This window comes from Streptococcus sinensis (genome assembly GCF_000767835.1).
In the GTDB taxonomy this organism is placed as follows: domain Bacteria; phylum Bacillota; class Bacilli; order Lactobacillales; family Streptococcaceae; genus Streptococcus; species Streptococcus sinensis.
Genome location: NZ_JPEN01000065.1, coordinates 1 through 21,374, shown reverse-complemented (window position 1 = coordinate 21,374; position 21,374 = coordinate 1). Strand labels below are relative to the sequence as shown.

Here is a 21,374-nt window from a genome sequence, read left to right as displayed (position 1 = left end):
TTCATAAAAATAACACCCCAAATGTTAGATTTTTTCTGTCTAACTTTTGGGGTGCGGTTCATTAAGCCGAGGGTTTTTGAATAGATTTATTTTGGATAAATATAGCTGACAGCTCCTTGACCAGCGGCGTAGGGATTAAACCAGCCACGGAAGTTGCCAATGTACTGTTTGCCTGCATAATTGGATTCTTTGATTTGGATGCGGGTGTTGGATTCGACATGGGTGACAACACCGACATGCCCATAGCCACCATCAGTCCAGCAGATAATTGCTCCGACTTGTGGGATACTTCCTGTCCGGAAACCAGCTGCGCGTGCGCTGGCTGCCCACTGGCCACCATTACCCCAGTAAGGACCGGCCCAAGGAGCTAGCACTTTTGCTCCCCAAGTGCACTGACCATAGGGGTAAGAGGAGGCTCCTGCATAATCAGGGGTGTAGAGGGTTGGCTCAGGAGTAGTTGGTTTATCAACCTGATAGCTGGTACCTGTAAGTCCAGTCAACTGGCCGTTGAGATTACGGTAGACATGGGTATGGAAGAGACCACTTCCAGCATGCTGTTGCGTATTGATGGTAAATTTATACAAGCCATTGCCAACTTTGTTAGCAGTGTACCATTTGATGTCATCTTGGCCGTTGACTTCTGACCAGGTCGGCAGAGAAATCGTTCCTGGCCCGAAAGCATCTACCACGGTCACTTCGTAATTGTAGGCAGAGATTTTATTGACAGAAACCTTGGTTTTGATATTTTCAGCAGAGAGAGTGACGGTGTCTGTCGCATAGCTATGTTCGCTGCCATCTTTATATTTGACGTAGATATGATTGATATAATTACCAGATAAGGCTTGGTGGTTGCGAATATTAAATTGTGCAGTAAAGGTTCCATCTCCATTATTACTTGCCTCATACCATTTGATATTGCTTTGATTATGGGTGCTCCAGATGGGAACGCGGACGGACTGAATCGGCTTAGATGTTGCAGTCTCACTGGTTTTTACAGTATAGGTTCCCTGCTCATGATTGACATTTTCGACAGAAAAAAGCGGTTTTTGCTCTTCTGGAGAAGGGAGCTTTCCAGCATCTATTGTAGCAGTTGTTCCTGCTAAGCATGTAAATTCAGGTTTGACATAGCTTTCACCGTAGAGATGGATATGATAGGTTCCTGTATCGTAATTGTGTTTCTTCAGTTCTACTCTTACTCTGTAACTGCCATCAGGATTTTTACTTGCCTCATACCATTGCAAATCATCCTGACCCTTGTTTTCAGACCAAGTTGGCACAGTGACCTTGTACATGGTGTCAGGAAGATTTTTGATAAGGATTTCCATAATGCCCGACTCGGGGAAGCTTGCTTGAATGGTCGGATTGGGCTTTTCGAGATGGAAAGTAGTGCCGTTTAAGCCAATCATCTTGCCGTTTTTGTTTTCATAAGTATGAATATGATAAGTTCCATAGCCTTTGTGATTAGAAAGTGTAAATTCGGTGATATCTTGCCCAGCATTATACCATTTTAAATCATCTTGTCCATTTTCATCAGACCAGACAGCATGTAAAATACGGGAATTTAACTGATCTTTATTGCGATTAAAGTAAATTTGCCCAGTTGGTCCGACAATATTAGTAGTGACCTTAATTGCAGGTTTATTGAGGGTAAAGGTCGTACCATTTAAGCCTATCATCTTCCCGTTGATATTAATGTAAGTGTGCACATGGAAAGTGCCATAGCCAGCGTGCTGCCGGAGGTCAATGGCTGTGCTGGATGTTTGAGGTGTGGTGTACCATTTCAAATCATCCTGTCCATTTTCGTCGGACCAGACCGCGTGGGAAATAGTATAAGGAACTTGAGCCTTGGAGCGGGCATAATGAATCTGTGCCGTATCCCCAGTGACATTGACAGTCACATTGCTGGCACGATCAGTGGGGCCTAGGATTTTGCTTCCAGCTTCAGTTGATGCAACAGCCTGAGCCGTGGAATGACTGGCAAACAGCCCAAGGACTGCTCCGGATAATAAAAACAGTTTCTGATATTTCTTCATAGATCTCCTTTGAATAAGAAATTTGGATAATTCCATTTAGATTATTCGGGAAAAAATATGAAAATAGAGTAATTTTTTAAAATTTTGGGAATTGAACTGCTAATCTAATTTAGTTTTATGAAATCTTTGATGTTTTGACTAAAGGTTATAAATTAGTCAAAAGTGCTAAAAAAGTAGGCATATAAGCTAAAATGAATACTTATTCTTTAACTAAGAGGCTGTATTTCATTTTCTTGAATAAAAATTATATTTTCCCATAGATTATAAATTTTCAATAAGATTAGATTATTTTCATTCTTTCCCGGTTATCATAGAATAAAACGAACGATTGTGATATAATTTAGATAAATAATTCGTAAAAATACGATAATTTTTACGTGATGTGTTAGCTTGGTGCGTGAGCACCTGTGATATTGGACATTGAGGTATCTTAGCTATGAAGCTTTTAGTTGTTGGTTCGGGCGGTCGTGAGCACGCGATTGCCAAGAAGTTATTGGAGTCTCGGGATGTGGAGCAGGTGTTTGTCGCTCCTGGAAATGATGGTATGACCTTGGATGGGTTGGATTTAGTGAATATTGGAATTTCCGAACATTCCAAACTAATCGAATTTGCCAAGGAGCATGATGTTGCTTGGTCCTTTATCGGTCCAGATGATGCCCTTGCTGCTGGGATTGTGGATGATTTTAACCAAGCTGGACTCAAGGCTTTCGGCCCATCTCGTTTAGCAGCGGAGCTGGAGTGGTCCAAGGATTTTGCTAAGGAAATCATGGTCAAATACGGCGTTCCGACAGCAGCCTATGGCACATTTTCCGACTTTGAAGAAGCCAAAGCCTACATCGAAAAGCAAGGGGCGCCTATCGTGGTCAAGGCAGACGGCCTAGCTCTAGGCAAGGGCGTGGTCGTAGCAGAGACCGTAGAGCAAGCAGTAGAAGCCGCTCATGACATGCTATTGGACAATAAATTTGGTGACTCAGGTGCGCGTGTGGTCATCGAGGAATTCCTTGAAGGAGAGGAATTTTCACTTTTTGCCTTTGTCAATGGTGACAAGTTCTACATCATGCCTACGGCTCAGGATCACAAGCGTGCCTATGATGGCGACAAGGGTCCCAATACAGGTGGGATGGGTGCTTATGCGCCAGTCCCTCACCTGCCACAAAGCGTGGTGGATCAGTCAGTTGAGACGATTGTCAAGCCAGTCCTTGAGGGCATGATCAAAGAAGGTCGTCCGTATCTTGGTGTTCTTTACGCAGGTCTTATCTTGACATCTGATGGCCCGAAAGTCATCGAGTTCAACGCTCGTTTCGGAGATCCGGAGACCCAGATTATCTTGCCGCGCCTGACGTCTGATTTTGCGCAAAATATCACGGATATCCTCGAGAGCAAGGAGCCAAACATTACTTGGACAGACAAGGGAGTGACCCTGGGCGTGGTTGTCGCATCAGAGGGCTACCCACTGGATTATGAGAAAGGCCTGCCTCTGCCGGAGAAGACAGACGGCGACATCATCACCTACTATGCAGGGGCCAAGTTTTCGGAAAATAGCAGAGCACTGCTGTCAAATGGCGGTCGTGTCTATATGCTCGTCACCACAGCAGATACCGTCTCAGCTGCGCAGGAAAAAATCTACAATCAACTAGAAAAACAAGCCCCCAAAGGCCTCTTCTATCGCCATGACATCGGAAGCAAGGCAAACAAATAAGAGTGTAAAAGCGACGCAGTCGCCAAATACGATAATGGTCGCAATAAAGGAAAAATGTAAGAAAGGAGTATTCAGTTAGTTTCCCTAACTGAACACGGGACTAAATCCCTAGGAAAAAGATAAAACTGCCTAGACGTAACCGTCGTCGTTAGTTTTCCTATTTTTCTACAGGATTTTTCGCAAGCGAAACGTCCCTTTGTATCTTAATATGAAACCAGTAATTTCCATCATCATGGGCTCAAAATCCGACTGGGCAACCATGCAAAAAACAGCAGAAGTCCTGGACCGCTTCGGCGTAGCCTACGAAAAAAAAGTTGTTTCTGCCCACCGTACACCAGACCTCATGTTCAAGCATGCCGAAGAAGCTCGCAGCCGTGGTATCAAGGTTATCATTGCAGGTGCTGGAGGCGCAGCCCATTTGCCAGGAATGGTAGCGGCCAAAACCACTCTGCCTGTCATCGGTGTACCAGTCAAATCACGCGCTCTCAGCGGTCTGGACTCACTTTACTCTATCGTGCAGATGCCGGGTGGTGTGCCTGTTGCGACAATGGCTATCGGTGAAGCTGGTGCGACCAATGCGGCCCTCTTTGCCCTCCGTCTCCTCTCAGTAGAGGATCAGGCTATCGCGACAGCTTTGGCAGATTTTGCAGAAGAACAAGGAAAAATCGCAGAGGAGTCTACAAATGAGCTCATCTAAAACAATCGGAATTATCGGTGGCGGTCAGCTGGGACAGATGATGGCCATTTCTGCTATCTACATGGGGCACAGGGTTATCGCGCTGGATCCTGCGGCGGATTGCCCGGCCTCTCGCGTGGCGGAAATTATCGTGGCTCCTTATAATGATGTGGATGCCCTTCGTCAGCTGGCTGAGCGTTGCGATGTCCTGACTTATGAATTTGAGAATGTAGATGCTGACGGTTTAGATGCCGTTATCAAGGATGGTCAGCTCCCTCAAGGGACGGACCTGCTCCGCATTTCTCAAAATCGGATTTTTGAAAAGGATTTTCTCGCAAACAAGGCTCAAGTCACTGTTGCGCCCTACAAGGTTGTGACTTCTAGCCAAGATTTGGCAGATATAGACCTGTCGAAAAACTATGTCCTCAAGACGGCGACTGGTGGCTATGACGGGCATGGACAAAAGGTTATTCGCTCAGAAGCAGACTTGGAAGAAGCCTATGCGCTAGCAGATTCAGCAGACTGTGTCTTGGAAGAATTTGTCAATTTTGACCTTGAAATTTCTGTCATCGTATCAGGAAATGGCAAGGACGTGACGGTTTTCCCAGTTCAGGAAAATATCCATCGCAACAATATCCTGTCTAAGACCATTGTGCCAGCCCGCATTTCAGAAAGTTTAGCAGAAAAGGCTAAATCCATGGCTCTACGTATCGCAGAACAGCTCAAACTATCTGGAACCCTTTGCGTGGAAATGTTTGCGACAGCTGATGACATCATTGTCAACGAGATCGCCCCACGACCACACAACTCTGGCCACTACTCTATCGAAGCTTGCGACTTCTCGCAGTTTGACACACATATTCTTGGTGTTCTCGGAGCACCATTGCCAGCTATCCACCTGCATGCGCCAGCCGTCATGCTCAATGTCCTCGGCCAGCACGTCGAGGCCGCTGAAAAATATATCACAGAAAATCCAAGCGCCCACCTCCACCTGTATGGTAAAATAGAAGCGAAGCACAATCGCAAGATGGGGCATGTGACTGTGTTTAGTGATGCGCCAGATAGTGTGGTTGAGTTTGGGAAAGGGGCTATATGATGGAAAGAATGTCTAGGTATTTAATTATCTCTAATGAAAATAAGTCAAAGAAAAATTTACATGATAATATTAGGAGGCTCAAGAAATCTATAAGTGATACCACCGAACTAGTATGTGAGGAGAAATCAATTAAAATCAAAACTAAATCATTTAGTTATAAATTAAAAATGATGGATACCGAAATACAAGAGGAGAATAAAAAGTTTTTTATTCTAGTTGTAAATCTTAGCGATGAGGATAATATTGATGAATTTGAACTGTTGGACGCCGAACTTCATAGTTTTATTGACTCATTTACTGATTTGGAAATGTTTATATTGGAGGATGCTATATCTCAATATTATAGTAAAAAAGCGTATGAATTGATACATGTCATTGAAAATAAAACGAGAGCATTGATTTCTGAAGTAATGTTTTTGAAATCTAAGACACAGAATTGGGAAAAAAGATTAACAAAAAGTTTAGCAATTAGAGATAATAATAAGTCGAAAAAGAAAAATTATAAGCCGTTGGATGGTAAGTATTTTAGCGACTTACCCACTATGTTATTTGCAATTTATGAGGATAAAAAACCCGATGAGGATAGTACTCAAGAAAATTTTATAAAAGTTTTAGAATCTCTAAAAAATTTGACAAATGATATTGATGAGCGATTTACTAATTCTACTGAGGAAATTGATTGGGAAAGTCATATTAAAGAATTAAAAGATATAGACAAAGCAATTCAGGGGACGGCTCCTAGATCTGTTTGGGATAGATATATTTCACGGAGTATTGATGGTAGTGAAAGATTGTCAAATAGTTTGAGTACAGTTCTAAATCAGTTAAAAGATCCAAGAAACGATATAGCTCATAATACTTTTTTTCGGAGAGATGATTATGTATCTATAAAAGAAAATATTGAAAAAGTATCTTTACAAATTTCAAAAGCATTAGATTCATTTGAGGATAAGACCATAACAAAATACACCACTATTGAAGAAAATGAAATGTTTGAAACTTTGGACGCTTTAATTGGTATACAGTCTGATGAGTCTAATAACTTAGAAGATGATTTAACGTTAATTGTACCTGCACAAGAGGAAGGATTTAAAGAAGCCTTCTTAGAAAAAAATGAATGGTATGATATTCGTATCGGAAAAAGAAGAACCAAGATAAGATATATTGCAGGATATGAAGTAAAACCAAGAAGTGGTATTCAATATATTGCAAAAGTGAAGGATATTATTCCATCTGAAAATTATTTAGGATATTGGAAGGTGATTTTTGATGGTAAAGCTCAAGCATATGACCATTTGATTCCTTTAGGTAATACCTATCCACCACAAAATATAAGATATACAACGAAAAGAGAATTAGATGAAGTCGCTGAAAACAATGAAACATTGGAAAAAATCTTTAAAAATCCATATTAAATCGAAGTTCAAATAAATTTATACACATACTAAAAATATTTTGCTTCTTTTTATAAATATGAAATGATAAGTGCGTAATTTATATATTTGAATTTCCATAAAAATATAAACAGAAAGGAACAAGGCCCCTCGTATTGTCTAAACTGAACACGGGCTACAGACTTGATTAATTCCTATGATTCATATTATTGTTAATGCTTTTATTGATAACGATAAGACTGGAGCTGTTGTTGAAGTCTTGTTTGCTAGTGCTGACCATGGTAAGGTGCAAGCTAAATATGATGAATTAGTTGCTCAATACCCCGAAAACTATTTGGCTATCTATGATGTACCACTGGATACGGATTTGAATACACTAGATCACTATCCATCTGTATGGATTGGTAAAGAAGAATTTGAATAAGATTTCCCTCGGTTGCTTAGCTGATGTGAAACATCAAAAGAAAGGAGATTCAACATGATCAACCGTTACTCTCGCCCCGAGATGGCGAACATTTGGACTGAAGAAAATAAATACCGTGCTTGGCTGGAGGTGGAAATCTTGGCTGACGAGGCATGGGCTGAGTTGGGGGAAATCCCTAAGGAAGATGTGGCTTTGATTCGCGAGAAGGCGGACTTTGACATCGACCGTATTTTGGAGATTGAGCAAGAGACTCGTCACGATGTGGTGGCTTTCACGCGTGCGGTTTCTGAGACTCTTGGTGAAGAGCGAAAGTGGGTTCACTATGGTTTGACTTCTACCGACGTGGTGGATACGGCCTACGGGTACCTTTACAAGCAAGCCAACGACATCATCCGTCGAGACCTTGAAAACTTCATCAACATCATCGCTGATAAGGCTAAGGAGCACAAGTTCACCATCATGATGGGGCGTACCCACGGTGTTCACGCTGAGCCTACAACTTTTGGTCTTAAATTGGCGACTTGGTATAGCGAAATGAAGCGCAACATCGAGCGTTTTGAGCACGCGGCTGCTGGTGTGGAAGCTGGTAAGATTTCTGGTGCGGTTGGGAACTTTGCCAACATCCCACCATTTGTAGAGCAATACGTCTGCGACAAGTTAGGTATCCGTGCTCAAGAAATCTCTACACAGGTCCTTCCTCGTGACCTTCACGCTGAATATTTTGCGGTTCTTGCTAGCATCGCGACTTCCATCGAGCGTATGGCGACGGAGATCCGTGGTCTGCAAAAGTCTGAGCAACGCGAGGTCGAAGAGTTCTTTGCTAAGGGGCAAAAAGGTTCATCTGCTATGCCTCACAAACGCAATCCAATCGGCTCTGAGAATATGACTGGTCTGGCGCGTGTCATTCGTGGCCACATGGTAACAGCCTTTGAGAATGTCTCTCTCTGGCATGAACGCGATATTTCCCACTCATCAGCTGAGCGGATTATTGCACCGGACACGACCATTCTCATCGACTACATGCTCAACCGTTTTGGAAACATCGTCAAGAACTTGACAGTCTTCCCAGAAAACATGATCCGCAACATGAACTCGACTTTTGGTCTTATCTTCAGCCAACGTGCCATGTTGACCTTGATTGAAAAAGGCATGACGCGGGAGCGGGCTTATGACTTGGTGCAGCCAAAGACTGCTCAGTCTTGGGACAATCAAGTAGACTTCAAGCCTCTGCTCGAAGCGGATCCAGAAGTCACTTCCCGTCTGACTCAGGAAGAGATTGATGAAATCTTCAACCCTACTTACTACACCAAGCGCGTGGATGAAATCTTCAAGCGCGTGGGGCTGGATTAAACAAGAAAATAGGCATTTCGTAAGAAGCGCCTATTTTCTTTATCTTAAATTTGGCTGGCCAGCTGTCCGATTTTCTTGAGCATTTCTTGGCGTTGTTGGTCTGTTTTGCGTTCTACTCCGTTGAGCTCGGTCAGTTTGACTGGAGAAATACCACAAAGTTTCAGGACTTGATTTTTAAGTACTTTGCCATAGTCTTGGACAAAAGGCAGGGCAAAGGCTGGTGTATTGTGGCTGGCGATAATCCAGCCGGACTTGCCTTGCAGGTGGCCTTGGAGGCCGACTTTCTTATAATAATAGGCAAAGTCAGCCGCAAAGACGCGGTCGATAAAGCCTTTGAGAATGGCCGGCATACCGCTCCACCAGATAGGGAAAATTAAAATCAGATGTTCTGCCCAAGTAATCAAATCGCGGTATTTTGCCATTTCAGGGTCTTTGTGCAGGTCACGACGTCTATGTTCTTGGTCAAAGCGCAAAATCGGGTCAAAATTTTCGGCATACAAGTCCAAGGTTTTCACTTCATGCTTCTTAGAAAGGTTGCTTTGAACTTCTTTGAGAATAGCAGCATTGAAGCCAGTTGGGCTGGGGTGGGTGTAAATAATCAAGGTTTTCATGATCGTTCTCCTTTGATATAAATGTCAAGCATGTGCTGGATGGTGTTTTGGATGGCTTGCTGGTCAAGGTCTTGTCCGATAGGACTGTTGGCCAGAACGGCTAGACCCGTAATAAAGCTCCAAAAGTGAAAGAGGCTTTCCGCTTCGCTATTACTAAAATTTTCCTCCTTGCGAAGCTTTAAAACAAGCTCCTTAAATTTATCAAATCCTGGCAGATCACACTCCAAGAGAATGGTGTCCTGGGTCACCTTCATATATTTAAAAGGAAATTTGATAAAGAGAGCCTCGAAAAAATGAGGGTAGGTCTTGGCAAAAATAATGAAATTAAGACCAAGCTGGGTCAGCTGATCACGCGCAGAACCTGTCGCATCAATATTTTTATTGATTTCCTGATTTAGAAACAGCGAAAGCTGGGTCAAAACCACCTTGAGATAGCCTTCCTTGCTCTCAAAATGGCGGTAAGGGCTGCCGTGAGTCACACCGCAGGCCTTGGCAACAGTCCTGAGCGAAAGCTGTTCAATTCCATGTTTTCTAATTTCTTCAATCCCCGTTTGAATGAGATCTTCTTTTAATTGGGCAGTATTGCGTTTCATTACTCTCCTCCAAAAAAGTATACACCGTCTACTTATCTATCTTTAGTATACACTGTCTACTTTTTCTTGTCAACTAATTTGATGCTTTCTTCTAGTCTAGGATGTGGCAGAATTTGCTTTCGGTAAGATAAAATGTTAAAATAATATCAAAATGATAGCGCTTTCTTTTTAGGGCGGGCTGCTCATTTTAGAGAAGCGCCGAGAAACGGAGGACTCCTATGAAGAAAATTATCAACGACCCAACAGCGGTTGTGGACGAGATGCTGGAGGGCTTGGCCTATATTCACAGCGATTTGGTTTATCGGGTCAAGGACTTTGATATCATTGCCCGCAAGAGTGAGAAGACGGGCAAGGTTGGGCTGATTTCTGGCGGCGGTAGCGGTCATGAGCCTTCTCACGCTGGCTTTGTCGGTGAGGGCATGCTGTCGGCTGCTATCTGCGGAGCGGTCTTCACCTCGCCAACACCAGACCAAGTCTTGCAGGCCATTAAGGAAGCAGATGAGGGAGCTGGGGTCTTCATGGTTATTAAGAATTACTCCGGCGACATTATGAACTTTGAAATGGCTCAGGAAATGGCTGAGATGGAAAGGATTGAGGTGGCTAGTGTCGTCGTAGATGACGATATCGCAGTGGAAGACAGCCTCTATACTCAAGGTCGCCGTGGAGTGGCTGGTACAATCCTTGTCCATAAGATTCTAGGGGATGCAGCGCGCGCTGGCAAATCTCTGTCTGAAATCAAGGCTTTGGCTGATGAGCTGGTCAAACATATTCACACGGTCGGCTTGGCTCTAAGCGGGGCAACCGTGCCGGAAGTCGGTAAACCTGGTTTTGTGTTGGCCGATGACGAAATAGAGTTTGGTATCGGCATCCATGGTGAGCCAGGCTATCGCAAGGAAAAGATGCAGTCGTCTAAGGACTTAGCCAAGGAATTGGTCGAAAAGCTCAGTCAGTCTGTTGAACTCAAATCTGGTAAGAAGATTGGCATTCTCATCAATGGTATGGGTGCAACACCGCTCATGGAGCAGTATGTCTTTGCGGCCGATGTAGCAAATCTTCTGGCAGAAGCTGGAGTCGAAGTTGTCTATAAAAAGCTGGGGAATTACATGACCTCCATTGATATGGCAGGGATTTCTCTGACCTTTATCGAGCTGGACCAGCCAGACTGGCTGACAGCTCTCAACAGTCCTGTCACGACAGCCGCTTGGTAAGGAGGTGCTTATGGACGCAGCAAGAGCAAAAAAATGGATGCAGTTGTTTAACGAAAAGATCCAGGATCAGAAAGCCTATCTGTCTGACCTTGATACACCCATCGGTGACGGCGATCACGGTGGCAATATGGCCAGGGGAATGGCAGCCGCGGTAGAAAATCTAGCTGCTAAGGAATTTGCCAATGCGGCTGAGGTTTTTCAGGCTGTTTCTATGCAGCTGATTAGCAAGGTCGGCGGTGCTTCAGGCCCTCTCTATGGCTCAGCTTTCATGGGCATGGCCAAGGCCGAAAAAGACAGCAAAGACTTGTCAGAAGTCATCCAAGCTGGTCTGGACATGATCCAGAAGCGGGGCAAGGCTGTGCAAGGCGAGAAGACCATGGTGGATGTCTGGTCGGGGATTCCTGTTTCTCTGCAGTCTGGAGACTTGACGCATGAAAAAATTGGCTCCTTAGTGGAAGCGACCAAGGATTTGAAGGCAACTAAGGGGCGGGCTTCCTATGTCGGGGAGCGTTCTATCGGTCATATCGATCCCGGTTCGGCTTCATCTGGTCTCCTCTTTGAGGCTCTTCTAGAAACGGAGGCAGGCTGATGGCAGATACTGGCATTCTTATCGTTTCCCATTCCAAAAACCTAGCCCAAGGCTTGTTTGACCTCATTTTGCAGGTGGCGGCAGATGTGGACATCAGCTATGTAGGCGGATTGGACGACGGTAGCATTGGTACCAGCTTTGAAGGTATTCAGGCAGCTTTAGATGCCAATGATAAGGACACTATTTTAGCCTTTTTTGATCTGGGCTCGGCTCGGATGAATCTGGAAATGGTCGCAGACTTTTCTGACAAGGAAATCATCATCAACAATGTTCCCATAGTAGAAGGTGCCTATACGGCTGCTGCACTTCTTCAGGCCGGGGCAGATTTGGAGGCAGTTCTAGAGCAAGTTGGAGAGTTGGAAATCAATAAGTAGGACAGCATCCTTTGAAGTTGAATGTCGCTCAATCAGCAGAAATAGAAAATGAAATTATAAAAAAGACTTAAAATCAACGTTTTTTAAACGTAATTTTGAGTCTTTTTGTTTTATTTCTCTTTCGCATAGAGTCTATCAGTCTATATTTTGTTCTAAAAAAGATGCAATCAAACTTGTATACGCTGACAAAGGACATAGTTAAGAATTATTAGCTTGATTGGTTGATGTTTTTGTATAAAAAGCTCTAATATTGTTCTAACAATCATGAGTAAAGTTTGGATTTTGTTTGATTATCAAATAAAAAACAAGAAAAAAAGCTGTTTACGGTTAAAATTGTTTTGTTTCAGCTACAAAATGTAAGAAAAAGATAATTTTATGAGTCAAATATCTTGCAGATTGGTCTAGATAGGTTTATAATGGGGTTGAGCTGGTAACAGGGAAGCAAAAAACGACAGCCATAAATCAGCCATCGTTTTATTTTCAGTGATCGCGATTGCTAGAAATGAACTTAATCTTGAAGAAATCCCCGCGCTTGTAAGTTTCGCTATATTCGAGAATTTGGCCGGTATTTTCCAGTTTGGTCGTTTTAGTTTGATGAACGGTTGGGAAATTCGGGTCTATGTCCAGCACTTTAGCAACATCTTTTGGTGTTGGGAAGGTAATTTCGTTGATTTCTTCAAAATATTCATCATTCATGTGGATATGATAGTCTGTTTTGAAGCGATTGTAGATTGAGCTGTAGTAGTCCAGATTTGGATAATTTGGGTTGATATACTGCTCAGGGATATAGGTTTGGTGGTAGATATAAGTTTTCCCTTCCGTGTTTCGGATACGGTCAATCTTATAGTAAAACTGCGTTGGAGCTAATTCCAACTTCTCTAGAATCTTTAAGTTGTTTCCACGTTTGATGGACAGAACCGTTACCTTATCCTTTTGGATAGGGAAGGTTTCGACGTCAGAGAATTCCACGAGTTTGTGTTTTCTTGCACGTGAAACAAAAGTTCCTTTTCCTTGCTGACGAATGATGTAGCCATCATTGGCAAGCTCGTTCAAAGCACGGACAACAGTGATAGAGCTGACATTGAACAGTTGGATCAATTCGGCTTCGGTGTAGAATTTATCACCGTTTTCGAACTTGCCAGAAATAATCTGCTGTTTCAATTCATCCTTGATTTGTTGATATTTAGGAATAGCCATGGCACTTACCTCTCTTTTTATTTATTCCTCTTTATTATCATTTTAACATATTTTTCAAAAAAATGTTGACATTTATGAAAAAATTTATTATATTAATAATACAATAAATGAAAGCAGTTACAAACAAGAGAGGAAAGGCGATGGCGAGATTTGAAATAGGTTCTTCTTTCTACTTGGATGGTCAAGAGTTTAAGATTTTGTCGGGAGCGATTCACTACTTTCGGATTCAGCCGGAAGACTGGTATCACTCACTCTACAATCTGAAAGCTCTAGGCTTCAATACAGTTGAGACCTATGTTCCTTGGAATATGCACGAGCCTCAAAAAGGAGAGTTTAATTTTCAGGGGATTTTAGATATTGAGAAGTTTCTTCAGACGGCTCAGGATTTAGGTTTATATGCCATCGTTCGCCCTTCGCCTTTTATCTGTGCGGAGTGGGAATTTGGCGGAATGCCAGCTTGGCTTTTGAATGAGGATATGAGAATCCGCTCTTCTGATGCCAGCTATCTCCAAGCTGTTGCGGATTACTATGATGAGTTGCTTCCGCGGTTGGTCCCAAGGCTCTTGGACAAGGGCGGTAACATCCTCATGATGCAAGTGGAAAATGAATATGGCTCTTACGGTGAAGATAAAGACTATCTGAGGGCGATTCGGCAATTGATGCTGGATCGAGGCATTGATTGTCCGCTCTTTACATCAGATGGCCCTTGGAGGGCGACTCTGAAAGCCGGTACTCTGATCGATGAGGATTTATTTGTCACAGGTAATTTTGGCTCTAAGGCAGCTTACAATTTCTCTCAAATGCAAGAATTCTTTGATGAGCATGGCAAAAAATGGCCACTCATGTGCATGGAATTTTGGGACGGATGGTTCAATCGTTGGAAAGAACCGGTCATTAAAAGAGAGCCAGAAGAGCTAGCTGAAGCAGTCCATGAGGTTTTGAAGCAAGGCTCTATTAATCTCTATATGTTTCACGGAGGCACAAACTTTGGCTTCATGAATGGATGCTCAGCGAGAGGTGTGACGGATTTGCCACAGGTGACCTCGTATGACTACGACGCTCTGCTCAATGAACAGGGGAATCCGACGCCGAAATATTTTGCAGTGCAAAAAATGATGGAGACCTACTACCCTGAGTACCCACAAACGAAACCGCTCACAAAAGAATCCTTTGAACTGAGGGATATCGCTCTCAGTGAGAAAGTAAGCTTGTTTGAAACACTTCCTGATTTGGCTCAGCCGGTTGAGAGTCTCTATCCTATCAAAATGGAGGATTTGGGTCAAAGCTATGGCTACTTGCTTTACCATACAGAGGCGAGCTGGGATGCTGATGAGGAAAAGATTCGGGTGATTGACGGACGAGATCGGATGCAGCTGTTTGTAGATGGGGAGCTTGTCACAACGCAGTATCAAGCCGAGATTGGTCAAGATATCTTTGTCACTGGTAAAAAGAAAGCGACCCACCAGATTGACATACTGATTGAAAATATGGGTCGGGTCAATTACGGGCACAAGTTCTTAGCGGATACACAGCGAAAAGGAATTCGCACTGGTGTCTGCAAGGATTTGCATTTCTTGCTTGATTGGCAACAGTATCCACTTCCTTTAGAAAACACAGAAAACATCGATTTTTCAAAAGGATGGCAGCCCAAGCAGCCAGCTTTCTACGCTTTTGACTTTGAAATAAAAGCGCTTAAAGACACATATTTAGATTTGTCCGGTTTTGGAAAGGGCGTTGCCTTTGTAAATGGCGTCAATATCGGCCGTTTCTGGAATGTCGGACCAACCTTATCGCTTTATATTCCGCATAGCCTTCTGAAAGAAGGAAGTAACCGTATTATCATTTTTGAAACGGAAGGGGAATATAAAGAATTCATTCAATTAGTTAAACAACCTACATTTAAAACAATAAAGGGGGAAAATTTATGACAATAGTAGGTGCACGTATCGATGGACGTTTGATCCACGGACAGGTAGCCAACCTTTGGACTACTAAACTCAACATTTCACGCATTATGGTGATTGATGATGAGGTAGCTGAAAATGCTATCGAAAAGAGCGGACTCAAGCTGGCAACACCGCCAGGAGTGAAGCTCAGCATTTTGCCAGTCGCTAAAGCAGCAGAAAACATTCTGGCTGGTAAATATGATTCGCAGCGACTTTTGATTGTAGCGCGTAAACCAGACCGTTTCCTACGTTTGGTAGAGGCAGGGGTTCAGCTTGAAACGCTCAATGTCGGAAATATGTCTCAGTCAGATGAAACTCGCTCAATCACTCGCTCAATCAACGTGGTTGATGCGGATGTGGAAGCTTTCCACAAGCTGCATGAAAAGGGAGTCAAACTGACAGCTCAGATGGTTCCAAATGATCCGGTTGCGGATTTTATGAATTTGTTAAAATAAGGAAAAATTTTTAGGAGGTCATTGTCATGATACAATGGTGGCAAATCTTATTACTCACTTTGTACTCAGCTTATCAAATCTGTGATGAGTTGACGATCGTTTCTTCAGCAGGTTCACCTGTATTTGCTGGATTTATCACAGGTCTCATTATGGGAGATATGGGTACAGGTCTTTTCATCGGTGCTTCCCTTCAATTGGTAGTACTTGGTGTTGGTACATTCGGTGGTGCATCTCGTATTGACGCCACTTCTGGTGCGGTTCTTGCGACTGCCTTCTCAGTAGCTCAAGGGATCAAACCNCTGAAATCGCGATTTCAACAATCGCTGTTCCGGTAGCTGCTCTCTTGACTTACTTCGATATTCTTGGTCGTATGACTACAACTTACTTCGCTCACCGTGTAGATGCTGCGATTGAACGCTTTGACTACAAAGGTATCGAACGTAACTATCTCCTTGGCGCTCTTCCTTGGATGGCATCTCGTGCCCTCCCAGTCTTCTTCGCGCTTGCTTTTGGTGGAGCTTTTGTAGAAGCTGTTGTTACAGGTATCTCTAACGTACAATGGTTGGCAAACGGTCTAAAACTTGCAGGTCAAATGCTTCCAGGTCTCGGATTCGCAATCTTGCTCCACTACCTTCCAGTTAAACGCAACCTTCACTACTTGGCACTTGGATTTGGTTTGACGGCTATGTTGACAGTGCTTTATAGCAATGTTCAAAGCCTTGGTGCTGCAGTGTCTAGCATTGTTGGTTCTGAAGTGTTCTCTAACCTTCCAGAAGAACAAATGATTACTTTTGTTAACAACTTCAAGGGTGTATCTATGATCGGTATCGCTATCATCGGTATCTTCCTTGCAGTACAACACTTCAAAAACAGCCAACGTACAGTCGTAGCTGCTCCAGTAACTGAATCAGAAAGCGGGGAAATTGAAGATGACGAATTCTAATTACAAATTAACAAAAGAAGATTTTAAACAGATTAACAAACGTAGCTTGTTTACTTTCCAATTAGGTTGGAACTATGAACGGATGCAGGCTTCTGGTTACCTTTACATGATTTTGCCACAATTGCGCAAAATGTATGGAGACGGTACACCTGAACTGAAAGAAATGATGAAATTGCATACGCAATTCTTCAATACTTCACCATTCTTCCACACAATTATCACTGGTTTTGACCTTGCTTTGGAAGAAAAAGACGGTGTCAAATCAAAAGATGCGGTCAATGGTATCAAGACAGGTCTCATGGGACCATTCGCTCCTCTTGGAGACTCAATCTTTGGATCATTGGTACCAGCTATTATGGGTTCAATTGCGGCAACTTTGGCTGTTGCAGGCAACCCAGCCGGTATCTTCATGTGGATTGCTGTAGCTGTTGCTTATGACATTTTCCGTTGGAAACAATTGGAATTTGCCTACAAAGAAGGGGTTAACCTCATCAACAACATGCAAAGTACTTTGACAGCCTTGATTGATGCTGCATCTGTACTTGGTGTCTTCATGGTTGGTGCCTTGATTGCCAGCATGATTGGTGTTGAAGTTTCTTGGGCTCCACACATCGGGGATAAAGCAATTGAAATTCAAGATATGCTCAACCTCATCTTCCCACGTTTGGTACCAGCAATCATCACAGGTGCAATCTACTGGTTGCTTGGACGTAAGGGTATGAACTCTACAAAAGCTATCTTGCTCATCATTGTTGCTGCAGTTGCATTCTCAGCATTCGGTCACTTCTTCTTTGGGATGGCATAATGGTGTAAATTATGAGCAAACAATTAGTTTTGATTAGTCATGGTCGGTTTTGTGAAGAACTGAAAACTACAACTGAGATGATTATGGGGCCTCAAGCGGATATTCATGCCGTTGCCTTGCTACCAGAGGAGGGTCCGGATGATTTCACGGCTAAATTCCTAGACACAGTCAAGGATTTTGAAGATTACCTTGTGTTTGCAGATCTTTTGGGAGGAACACCATGTAATGTAGTCAGTCGCCTTATTTTAGAAGGTAAGGACATTGACTTATATGCAGGCATGAATCTGCCGATGGTGATTGAGTTTCTCAATGCTTCTTTGACAGGAGCCGATGTTGACTATCCGAAAAAAGCAGTCGAAAATATCGTTAAGGTTAATGATATTTTAGCAGGCTTGTCAGATGATGAAGATGAGTAGGACTGTTTTGTAACGGAAAAAGAAATGAAGGGGGGTGGGGAATTTTCCCATTCCCTCTTTCAAATAGAAGTAACTAATATATTTATGTTTATTTTTGAAAGGAGTACCATGCTAGATTATTCAAAAGAGAAACTGGTTGAATTGGGTGCTGAAATCACGACGCGTGAAATCTATCAACAGCCGGATGTCTGGCAGACAGCTTTTAATCATTACAAGGCTCAAGCTGACCAAGTCGCTGCTTTTCTGAAAGGTATCGAAGAAAAGCATGATTATATAAAAGTTATCTTTACAGGTGCGGGAACTTCGGCTTATGTGGGCGATACGCTGCTGCCATATTTCAGAAAGCTCTATGATGAGCGCAAATGGAATTTTAATTCGGTTGCGACGACTGATATTGTGGCTGGTCCTGAGATTCATCTGCATAAGGAGATTCCAACAGTTCTCGTGTCTTTTGCTCGTAGTGGCAATTCGCCAGAAAGTGTTGCGACAGTGGACTTGGCCAAGCAGTTGGTTGACGAGCTTTATCAAGTGACGATTACCTGTGCTGCAGAGGGAAAACTGGCTCAGCAGGCGCACGGTGATCAACGGAATCTCCTCTTACTGCAGCCAGCTCCATCAAATGATGCAGGCTTTGCCATGACTTCTAGCTTCACCTCTATGATGTTGACAGCTCTCTTGGTTTTTGACCCGGCAGATTTGGCTCAAAAAGAAGCAAGAGTGGCTGAGCTAATTGCCTTGAGTCAAAAGGTTTTGGCAGATGTGGCTGATGTCCAAGCTTTGACAGAATTAGAATTTAACCGTGTCATTTATCTTGGATCAGGGCCATTCTTTGGTCTGGCGCACGAAGCTCAGCTGAAAATTTTGGAATTGACCGCAGGGAAGGTTGCGACCATGTATGAAACTCCAGTTGGCTTCCGCCATGGCCCAAAATCTCTGATTAACGAAGATACGCTCGTGCTGGTCTTTGGCTCAAGGAACGAATACACTAAACGTTATGATTTAGATTTGGTGCGTGAGGTTTCTGGTGATCAGATTGCTCGCAAGGTTGTCTTCTTTACAGAGCGCAGAGAAGACTTGGAAAATGTTGAGCAAGTGGTTCTTGAAAGTGACATCTTGGAAGATAGCTATCGAGCCTTCCCTTATATTGTGTATGCTCAGCTATTCTCTCTCTTGACTTCTTTGAAAGTAAAAAATCGACCAGACACACCGTCTCCGACAGGTACGGTTAATCGGGTCGTTCAGGGAGTTATCATCCACCCTTTTCACCAATAAGAATCACAAAGGAATCAGAATATGGAAAAGTTAAACATTAGTCATGGAAAAGTCAGTCACTTAAAAAGACTTTCAGATGCAAACGGCATTATTTCAGCCTTGGCCTTTGACCAACGGGGAGCCTTGAAACGCTTGATGGCTCAATATCAAGAGGGTGAACCAAGTGTGGCTCAAATGGAAGAGTTGAAAGTTTTGGTGGCAGAAGAGTTGACTCCTCATGCTTCCTCCATGCTGCTTGATCCGGAATATGGCCTCCCAGCAACCAAAGTACTAGATAAAAATGCAGGCTTGCTGCTGGCCTATGAAAAAACAGGCTACGATACATCCAGTACCAAACGTCTGCCAGACTGCTTAAATCTTTGGTCCGCTAAGCGAATCAAGGAGCAAGGAGCAGATGCGGTTAAGTTTTTACTTTACTATGATGTGGACAGCAGTGATGAGCTCAATCAAGAAAAGCAGGCCTACATTGAACGAATCGGTTCAGAATGTATTGCGGAAGACATCCCATTCTTCCTTGAAATTTTGGCCTATGATGAGACAAATGCAGACACTGGAAGTGTGGAATACGCTAAAGTCAAACCGCGCAAGGTCATTGAAGCCATGAAGGTTTTCTCTCATCCACGATTTAATATTGATGTCCTGAAAGTGGAAGTCCCTGTCAATGTCAAATATGTGGAAGGTTTTGGCGATGGTGAGGTTGTTTATACAAAGGCCCAAGCTGCTGCCTTTTTCAAAGAGCAGGATGAAGCTACCCATCTTCCTTATATTTACCTCAGTGCAGGTGTGTCTGCTAAGCTTTTCCAAGAAACACTGGTCTTTGCGCACGAGTCAGGTGCTCGCTTTAACGGTGTGCTCTGCGGACGAGCGACCTGGGCCGGCAGTGTGCAAGCTTATATCGAGAGTGGCACAGATGCTGCTCGGGAATGGCTGCGCACCACGGGATTTGAAAATATTGATGAACTCAATAAAGTCTTAAAAGAAACAGCTGTGTCTTGGGTAGATAAGGTTAATCTCCCTTTTGAAGACCGGCAATGGCTGGTTCGTGATTTTTAAGATGCAACAGAGGGAGATGGTATGAAAGCTTATCAAGAATCTATTTTTGGGACTTTTAAAGGGCAGGATGTCTTAGCCTATACCTTTGAAAATTCTCTGGGCTATTGCTTCGAGGTCATGAATTATGGTGCAACGATTTTAGAATATCAAACACCCGATAAAAATGGTGATTTTGCCAATATTGTTCTAGGTTTTGAGCGATTTGATGATTATGTTGGCAATAGTCCTAAGCATGGTGCCAGCGTGGGACCAGTTGCGGGGCGGATTGCCAAGGCTAGCTTTGAGCTGAATGAGCAGTCCTACCAGCTGGAAGTCAATAATGGTCAGAATTGTAACCACAGTGGCTCTACTGGCTGGGACAGCGTGATTTTCCAAACAGAGGAAGTTACAAACGACGGAGTCACATTTTATACAGAGCGCCTAGATGGGACGGGTGGCTTCCCTGGAAATTTGAAAATCTGGATTTCCTATTCCTTGTCGGAAAAAGGGGAGCTGGAAATTTCCTATCAGATCCAGACAGATCAGGACAGTCTGGTCAATCCGACCAACCACAGCTATTTCAATCTGTCAGGTGATTTTAGTCAGCCCATCGATCAGCATATCCTCCAACTGCATACCAAAGGCGTTTATCCGATTGCTCCTGACGGTGTGCCAGCAAAAGAGGCGGATGCGAATCGTGGCTTTGTCAAAGGCCTGCAAAAAGGTCTGGAGCTAAAAGAAATTTTTGCTGACCAAGACGAGCAAATTCAGGTCGTGTCAGGGCTAGATCACCCTTTTGCTCTCGATAAAGAGCAGGAAGAGGCAGGATACCTATATGATGCGGCGTCTGGCCGCTACCTGACTTTCCGCACAGATGCTCCTTGCGTCGTGACTTATTCGGCTAATTTTGTCGATGAATCAGTCATCCTAAATGGACGGCCAATGATTCAGCATAATGGTCTGGCATTGGAGGCACAAGCCTTGCCTGATGCGATTCATAGTGACTTGAAGGATCAGGTCATTCTCAAGGCAGGCCACATTTTCACCAGCACCACAGTTTACTTCGCAGGAGTGCAATAAACAGCAAACGTGCTTCATTTGAAGTGTATCCCAATGGCTATCCTAGCCCAAAGATACAATAAAACGGCAGATTCCCCCTTCTGCCGTTTTTATCAATTAAAAATTATTGAGAGAAGTATTTTTGGCTCTTTTCTACCATTTGTCAAGTCTGTCAAGGCTTTAAGTGAAAAATGAGATAAGA

20 protein-coding genes and 1 pseudogene are annotated in these 21,374 nt (G+C 43.4%); 17 read left to right on the top strand and 4 right to left on the bottom strand.

What is annotated here, in order from left to right:
- Window positions 1-86: 86 nt before the first annotated feature.
- On the bottom strand, window positions 87-2,033 hold the full coding sequence (locus SSIN_RS05325; RefSeq protein ID WP_037616565.1) for a GBS Bsp-like repeat-containing protein: 1,947 nt from the start codon (window positions 2,031-2,033) through the stop codon (window positions 87-89).
- 436 nt (window positions 2,034-2,469) lie between these two features.
- Between SSIN_RS05325 and purD the strand changes: the two genes are divergently transcribed.
- The 6 genes from purD to purB all read left to right on the top strand — a co-directional run bounded on the left by purD (window position 2,470) and on the right by purB (window position 8,672).
- On the top strand, window positions 2,470-3,732 hold the full coding sequence (purD, locus tag SSIN_RS05320) for a phosphoribosylamine--glycine ligase (RefSeq protein WP_037616561.1): 1,263 nt from the start codon (window positions 2,470-2,472) through the stop codon (window positions 3,730-3,732).
- Between the two features lie 208 nt (window positions 3,733-3,940).
- Entirely contained in the window at window positions 3,941-4,429 is a 489-nt protein-coding gene (purE, locus tag SSIN_RS05315; RefSeq protein WP_037616559.1) for a 5-(carboxyamino)imidazole ribonucleotide mutase, read from the top strand.
- Window positions 4,416-5,504 carry a 5-(carboxyamino)imidazole ribonucleotide synthase gene (purK, locus tag SSIN_RS05310; protein WP_037616556.1) on the top strand — a complete coding sequence of 363 codons (1,089 nt, stop codon included), beginning with the start codon at window positions 4,416-4,418 and terminating at the stop codon, window positions 5,502-5,504. Before purE ends, purK begins: the two co-directional genes overlap by 14 nt.
- Complete coding sequence (locus tag SSIN_RS10055; RefSeq protein ID WP_052076765.1) at window positions 5,501-6,919, top strand: hypothetical protein; 1,419 nt, start codon at window positions 5,501-5,503, stop codon at window positions 6,917-6,919. The genes purK and SSIN_RS10055 overlap by 4 nt, the downstream gene beginning before the upstream one ends.
- A gap of 175 nt (window positions 6,920-7,094) precedes the next feature.
- Entirely contained in the window at window positions 7,095-7,322 is a 228-nt protein-coding gene (locus tag SSIN_RS05300; protein ID WP_037616554.1) for a hypothetical protein, read from the top strand.
- Window positions 7,323-7,376: 54 nt separating this feature from the next.
- Complete coding sequence (gene purB / locus SSIN_RS05295; protein WP_037616552.1) at window positions 7,377-8,672, top strand: adenylosuccinate lyase; 1,296 nt, start codon at window positions 7,377-7,379, stop codon at window positions 8,670-8,672.
- 44 nt (window positions 8,673-8,716) lie between these two features.
- Here the strand turns inward: purB and SSIN_RS05290 are convergent, their stop codons facing one another.
- Both SSIN_RS05290 and SSIN_RS05285 read right to left on the bottom strand, forming a co-directional pair.
- The gene (locus SSIN_RS05290) at window positions 8,717-9,283 is read right to left on the bottom strand and encodes an NAD(P)H-dependent oxidoreductase (RefSeq protein WP_037616550.1); all 567 of its coding nucleotides are present in this window, start codon (window positions 9,281-9,283) and stop codon (window positions 8,717-8,719) included.
- Window positions 9,280-9,876 carry a TetR/AcrR family transcriptional regulator gene (locus SSIN_RS05285; protein WP_037616547.1) on the bottom strand — a complete coding sequence of 199 codons (597 nt, stop codon included), beginning with the start codon at window positions 9,874-9,876 and terminating at the stop codon, window positions 9,280-9,282. The genes SSIN_RS05290 and SSIN_RS05285 overlap by 4 nt, the downstream gene beginning before the upstream one ends.
- A 218-nt stretch (window positions 9,877-10,094) precedes the next feature.
- Between SSIN_RS05285 and dhaK the strand changes: the two genes are divergently transcribed.
- Genes dhaK through dhaM form a run of 3 tightly spaced genes read left to right on the top strand, consistent with a single transcriptional unit; the run spans window position 10,095 to window position 12,047 of the window.
- Window positions 10,095-11,084 (top strand): dihydroxyacetone kinase subunit DhaK, encoded by a 990-nt coding sequence (dhaK, locus tag SSIN_RS05280; RefSeq protein ID WP_037616545.1) that lies wholly within the window; start codon window positions 10,095-10,097, stop codon window positions 11,082-11,084.
- A gap of 10 nt (window positions 11,085-11,094) precedes the next feature.
- Complete coding sequence (dhaL, locus tag SSIN_RS05275) at window positions 11,095-11,673, top strand: dihydroxyacetone kinase subunit DhaL (protein ID WP_037616543.1); 579 nt, start codon at window positions 11,095-11,097, stop codon at window positions 11,671-11,673.
- Window positions 11,673-12,047, top strand: coding sequence for a dihydroxyacetone kinase phosphoryl donor subunit DhaM (dhaM, locus tag SSIN_RS05270; RefSeq protein ID WP_037616540.1), 375 nt, complete (start codon window positions 11,673-11,675; stop codon window positions 12,045-12,047). The genes dhaL and dhaM overlap by 1 nt, the downstream gene beginning before the upstream one ends.
- Window positions 12,048-12,527: 480 nt before the next feature.
- On the opposite strand, the gene SSIN_RS05265 is transcribed toward dhaM, so the two are convergent.
- Window positions 12,528-13,244 (bottom strand): GntR family transcriptional regulator, encoded by a 717-nt coding sequence (locus tag SSIN_RS05265; RefSeq protein ID WP_037616538.1) that lies wholly within the window; start codon window positions 13,242-13,244, stop codon window positions 12,528-12,530.
- A 140-nt stretch (window positions 13,245-13,384) separates the two neighbouring features.
- On the opposite strand from SSIN_RS05265, the gene SSIN_RS05260 reads away from it, so the two are divergent.
- From SSIN_RS05260 to SSIN_RS05225, 8 genes and pseudogenes are all read left to right on the top strand, one after another.
- Window positions 13,385-15,172, top strand: coding sequence for a glycoside hydrolase family 35 protein (locus tag SSIN_RS05260; protein WP_037616536.1), 1,788 nt, complete (start codon window positions 13,385-13,387; stop codon window positions 15,170-15,172).
- Window positions 15,169-15,645, top strand: a complete 477-nt coding sequence (locus tag SSIN_RS05255; protein WP_037616533.1) for a PTS sugar transporter subunit IIB — start codon at window positions 15,169-15,171, stop codon at window positions 15,643-15,645. Before SSIN_RS05260 ends, SSIN_RS05255 begins: the two co-directional genes overlap by 4 nt.
- A gap of 26 nt (window positions 15,646-15,671) precedes the next feature.
- Window positions 15,672-16,588, top strand: a pseudogene (locus SSIN_RS05250) (PTS mannose/fructose/sorbose/N-acetylgalactosamine transporter subunit IIC).
- Window positions 16,575-17,393, top strand: coding sequence for a PTS system mannose/fructose/sorbose family transporter subunit IID (locus SSIN_RS05245; RefSeq protein ID WP_037616531.1), 819 nt, complete (start codon window positions 16,575-16,577; stop codon window positions 17,391-17,393). Before SSIN_RS05250 ends, SSIN_RS05245 begins: the two are co-directional and overlap by 14 nt.
- An 11-nt stretch (window positions 17,394-17,404) precedes the next feature.
- Window positions 17,405-17,809: a PTS sugar transporter subunit IIA gene (locus tag SSIN_RS05240; RefSeq protein WP_037616529.1), complete on the top strand. Its 405-nt coding sequence runs from the start codon at window positions 17,405-17,407 to the stop codon at window positions 17,807-17,809.
- A 108-nt stretch (window positions 17,810-17,917) separates the two neighbouring features.
- Entirely contained in the window at window positions 17,918-19,081 is a 1,164-nt protein-coding gene (locus SSIN_RS05235; RefSeq protein ID WP_037616527.1) for an SIS domain-containing protein, read from the top strand.
- Between the two features lie 21 nt (window positions 19,082-19,102).
- On the top strand, window positions 19,103-20,134 hold the full coding sequence (gene lacD, locus SSIN_RS05230; protein ID WP_052076764.1) for a tagatose-bisphosphate aldolase: 1,032 nt from the start codon (window positions 19,103-19,105) through the stop codon (window positions 20,132-20,134).
- Window positions 20,135-20,155: 21 nt separating this feature from the next.
- Entirely contained in the window at window positions 20,156-21,193 is a 1,038-nt protein-coding gene (locus SSIN_RS05225) for an aldose epimerase family protein (RefSeq protein ID WP_037616525.1), read from the top strand.
- Window positions 21,194-21,374 lie beyond the last annotated feature (181 nt).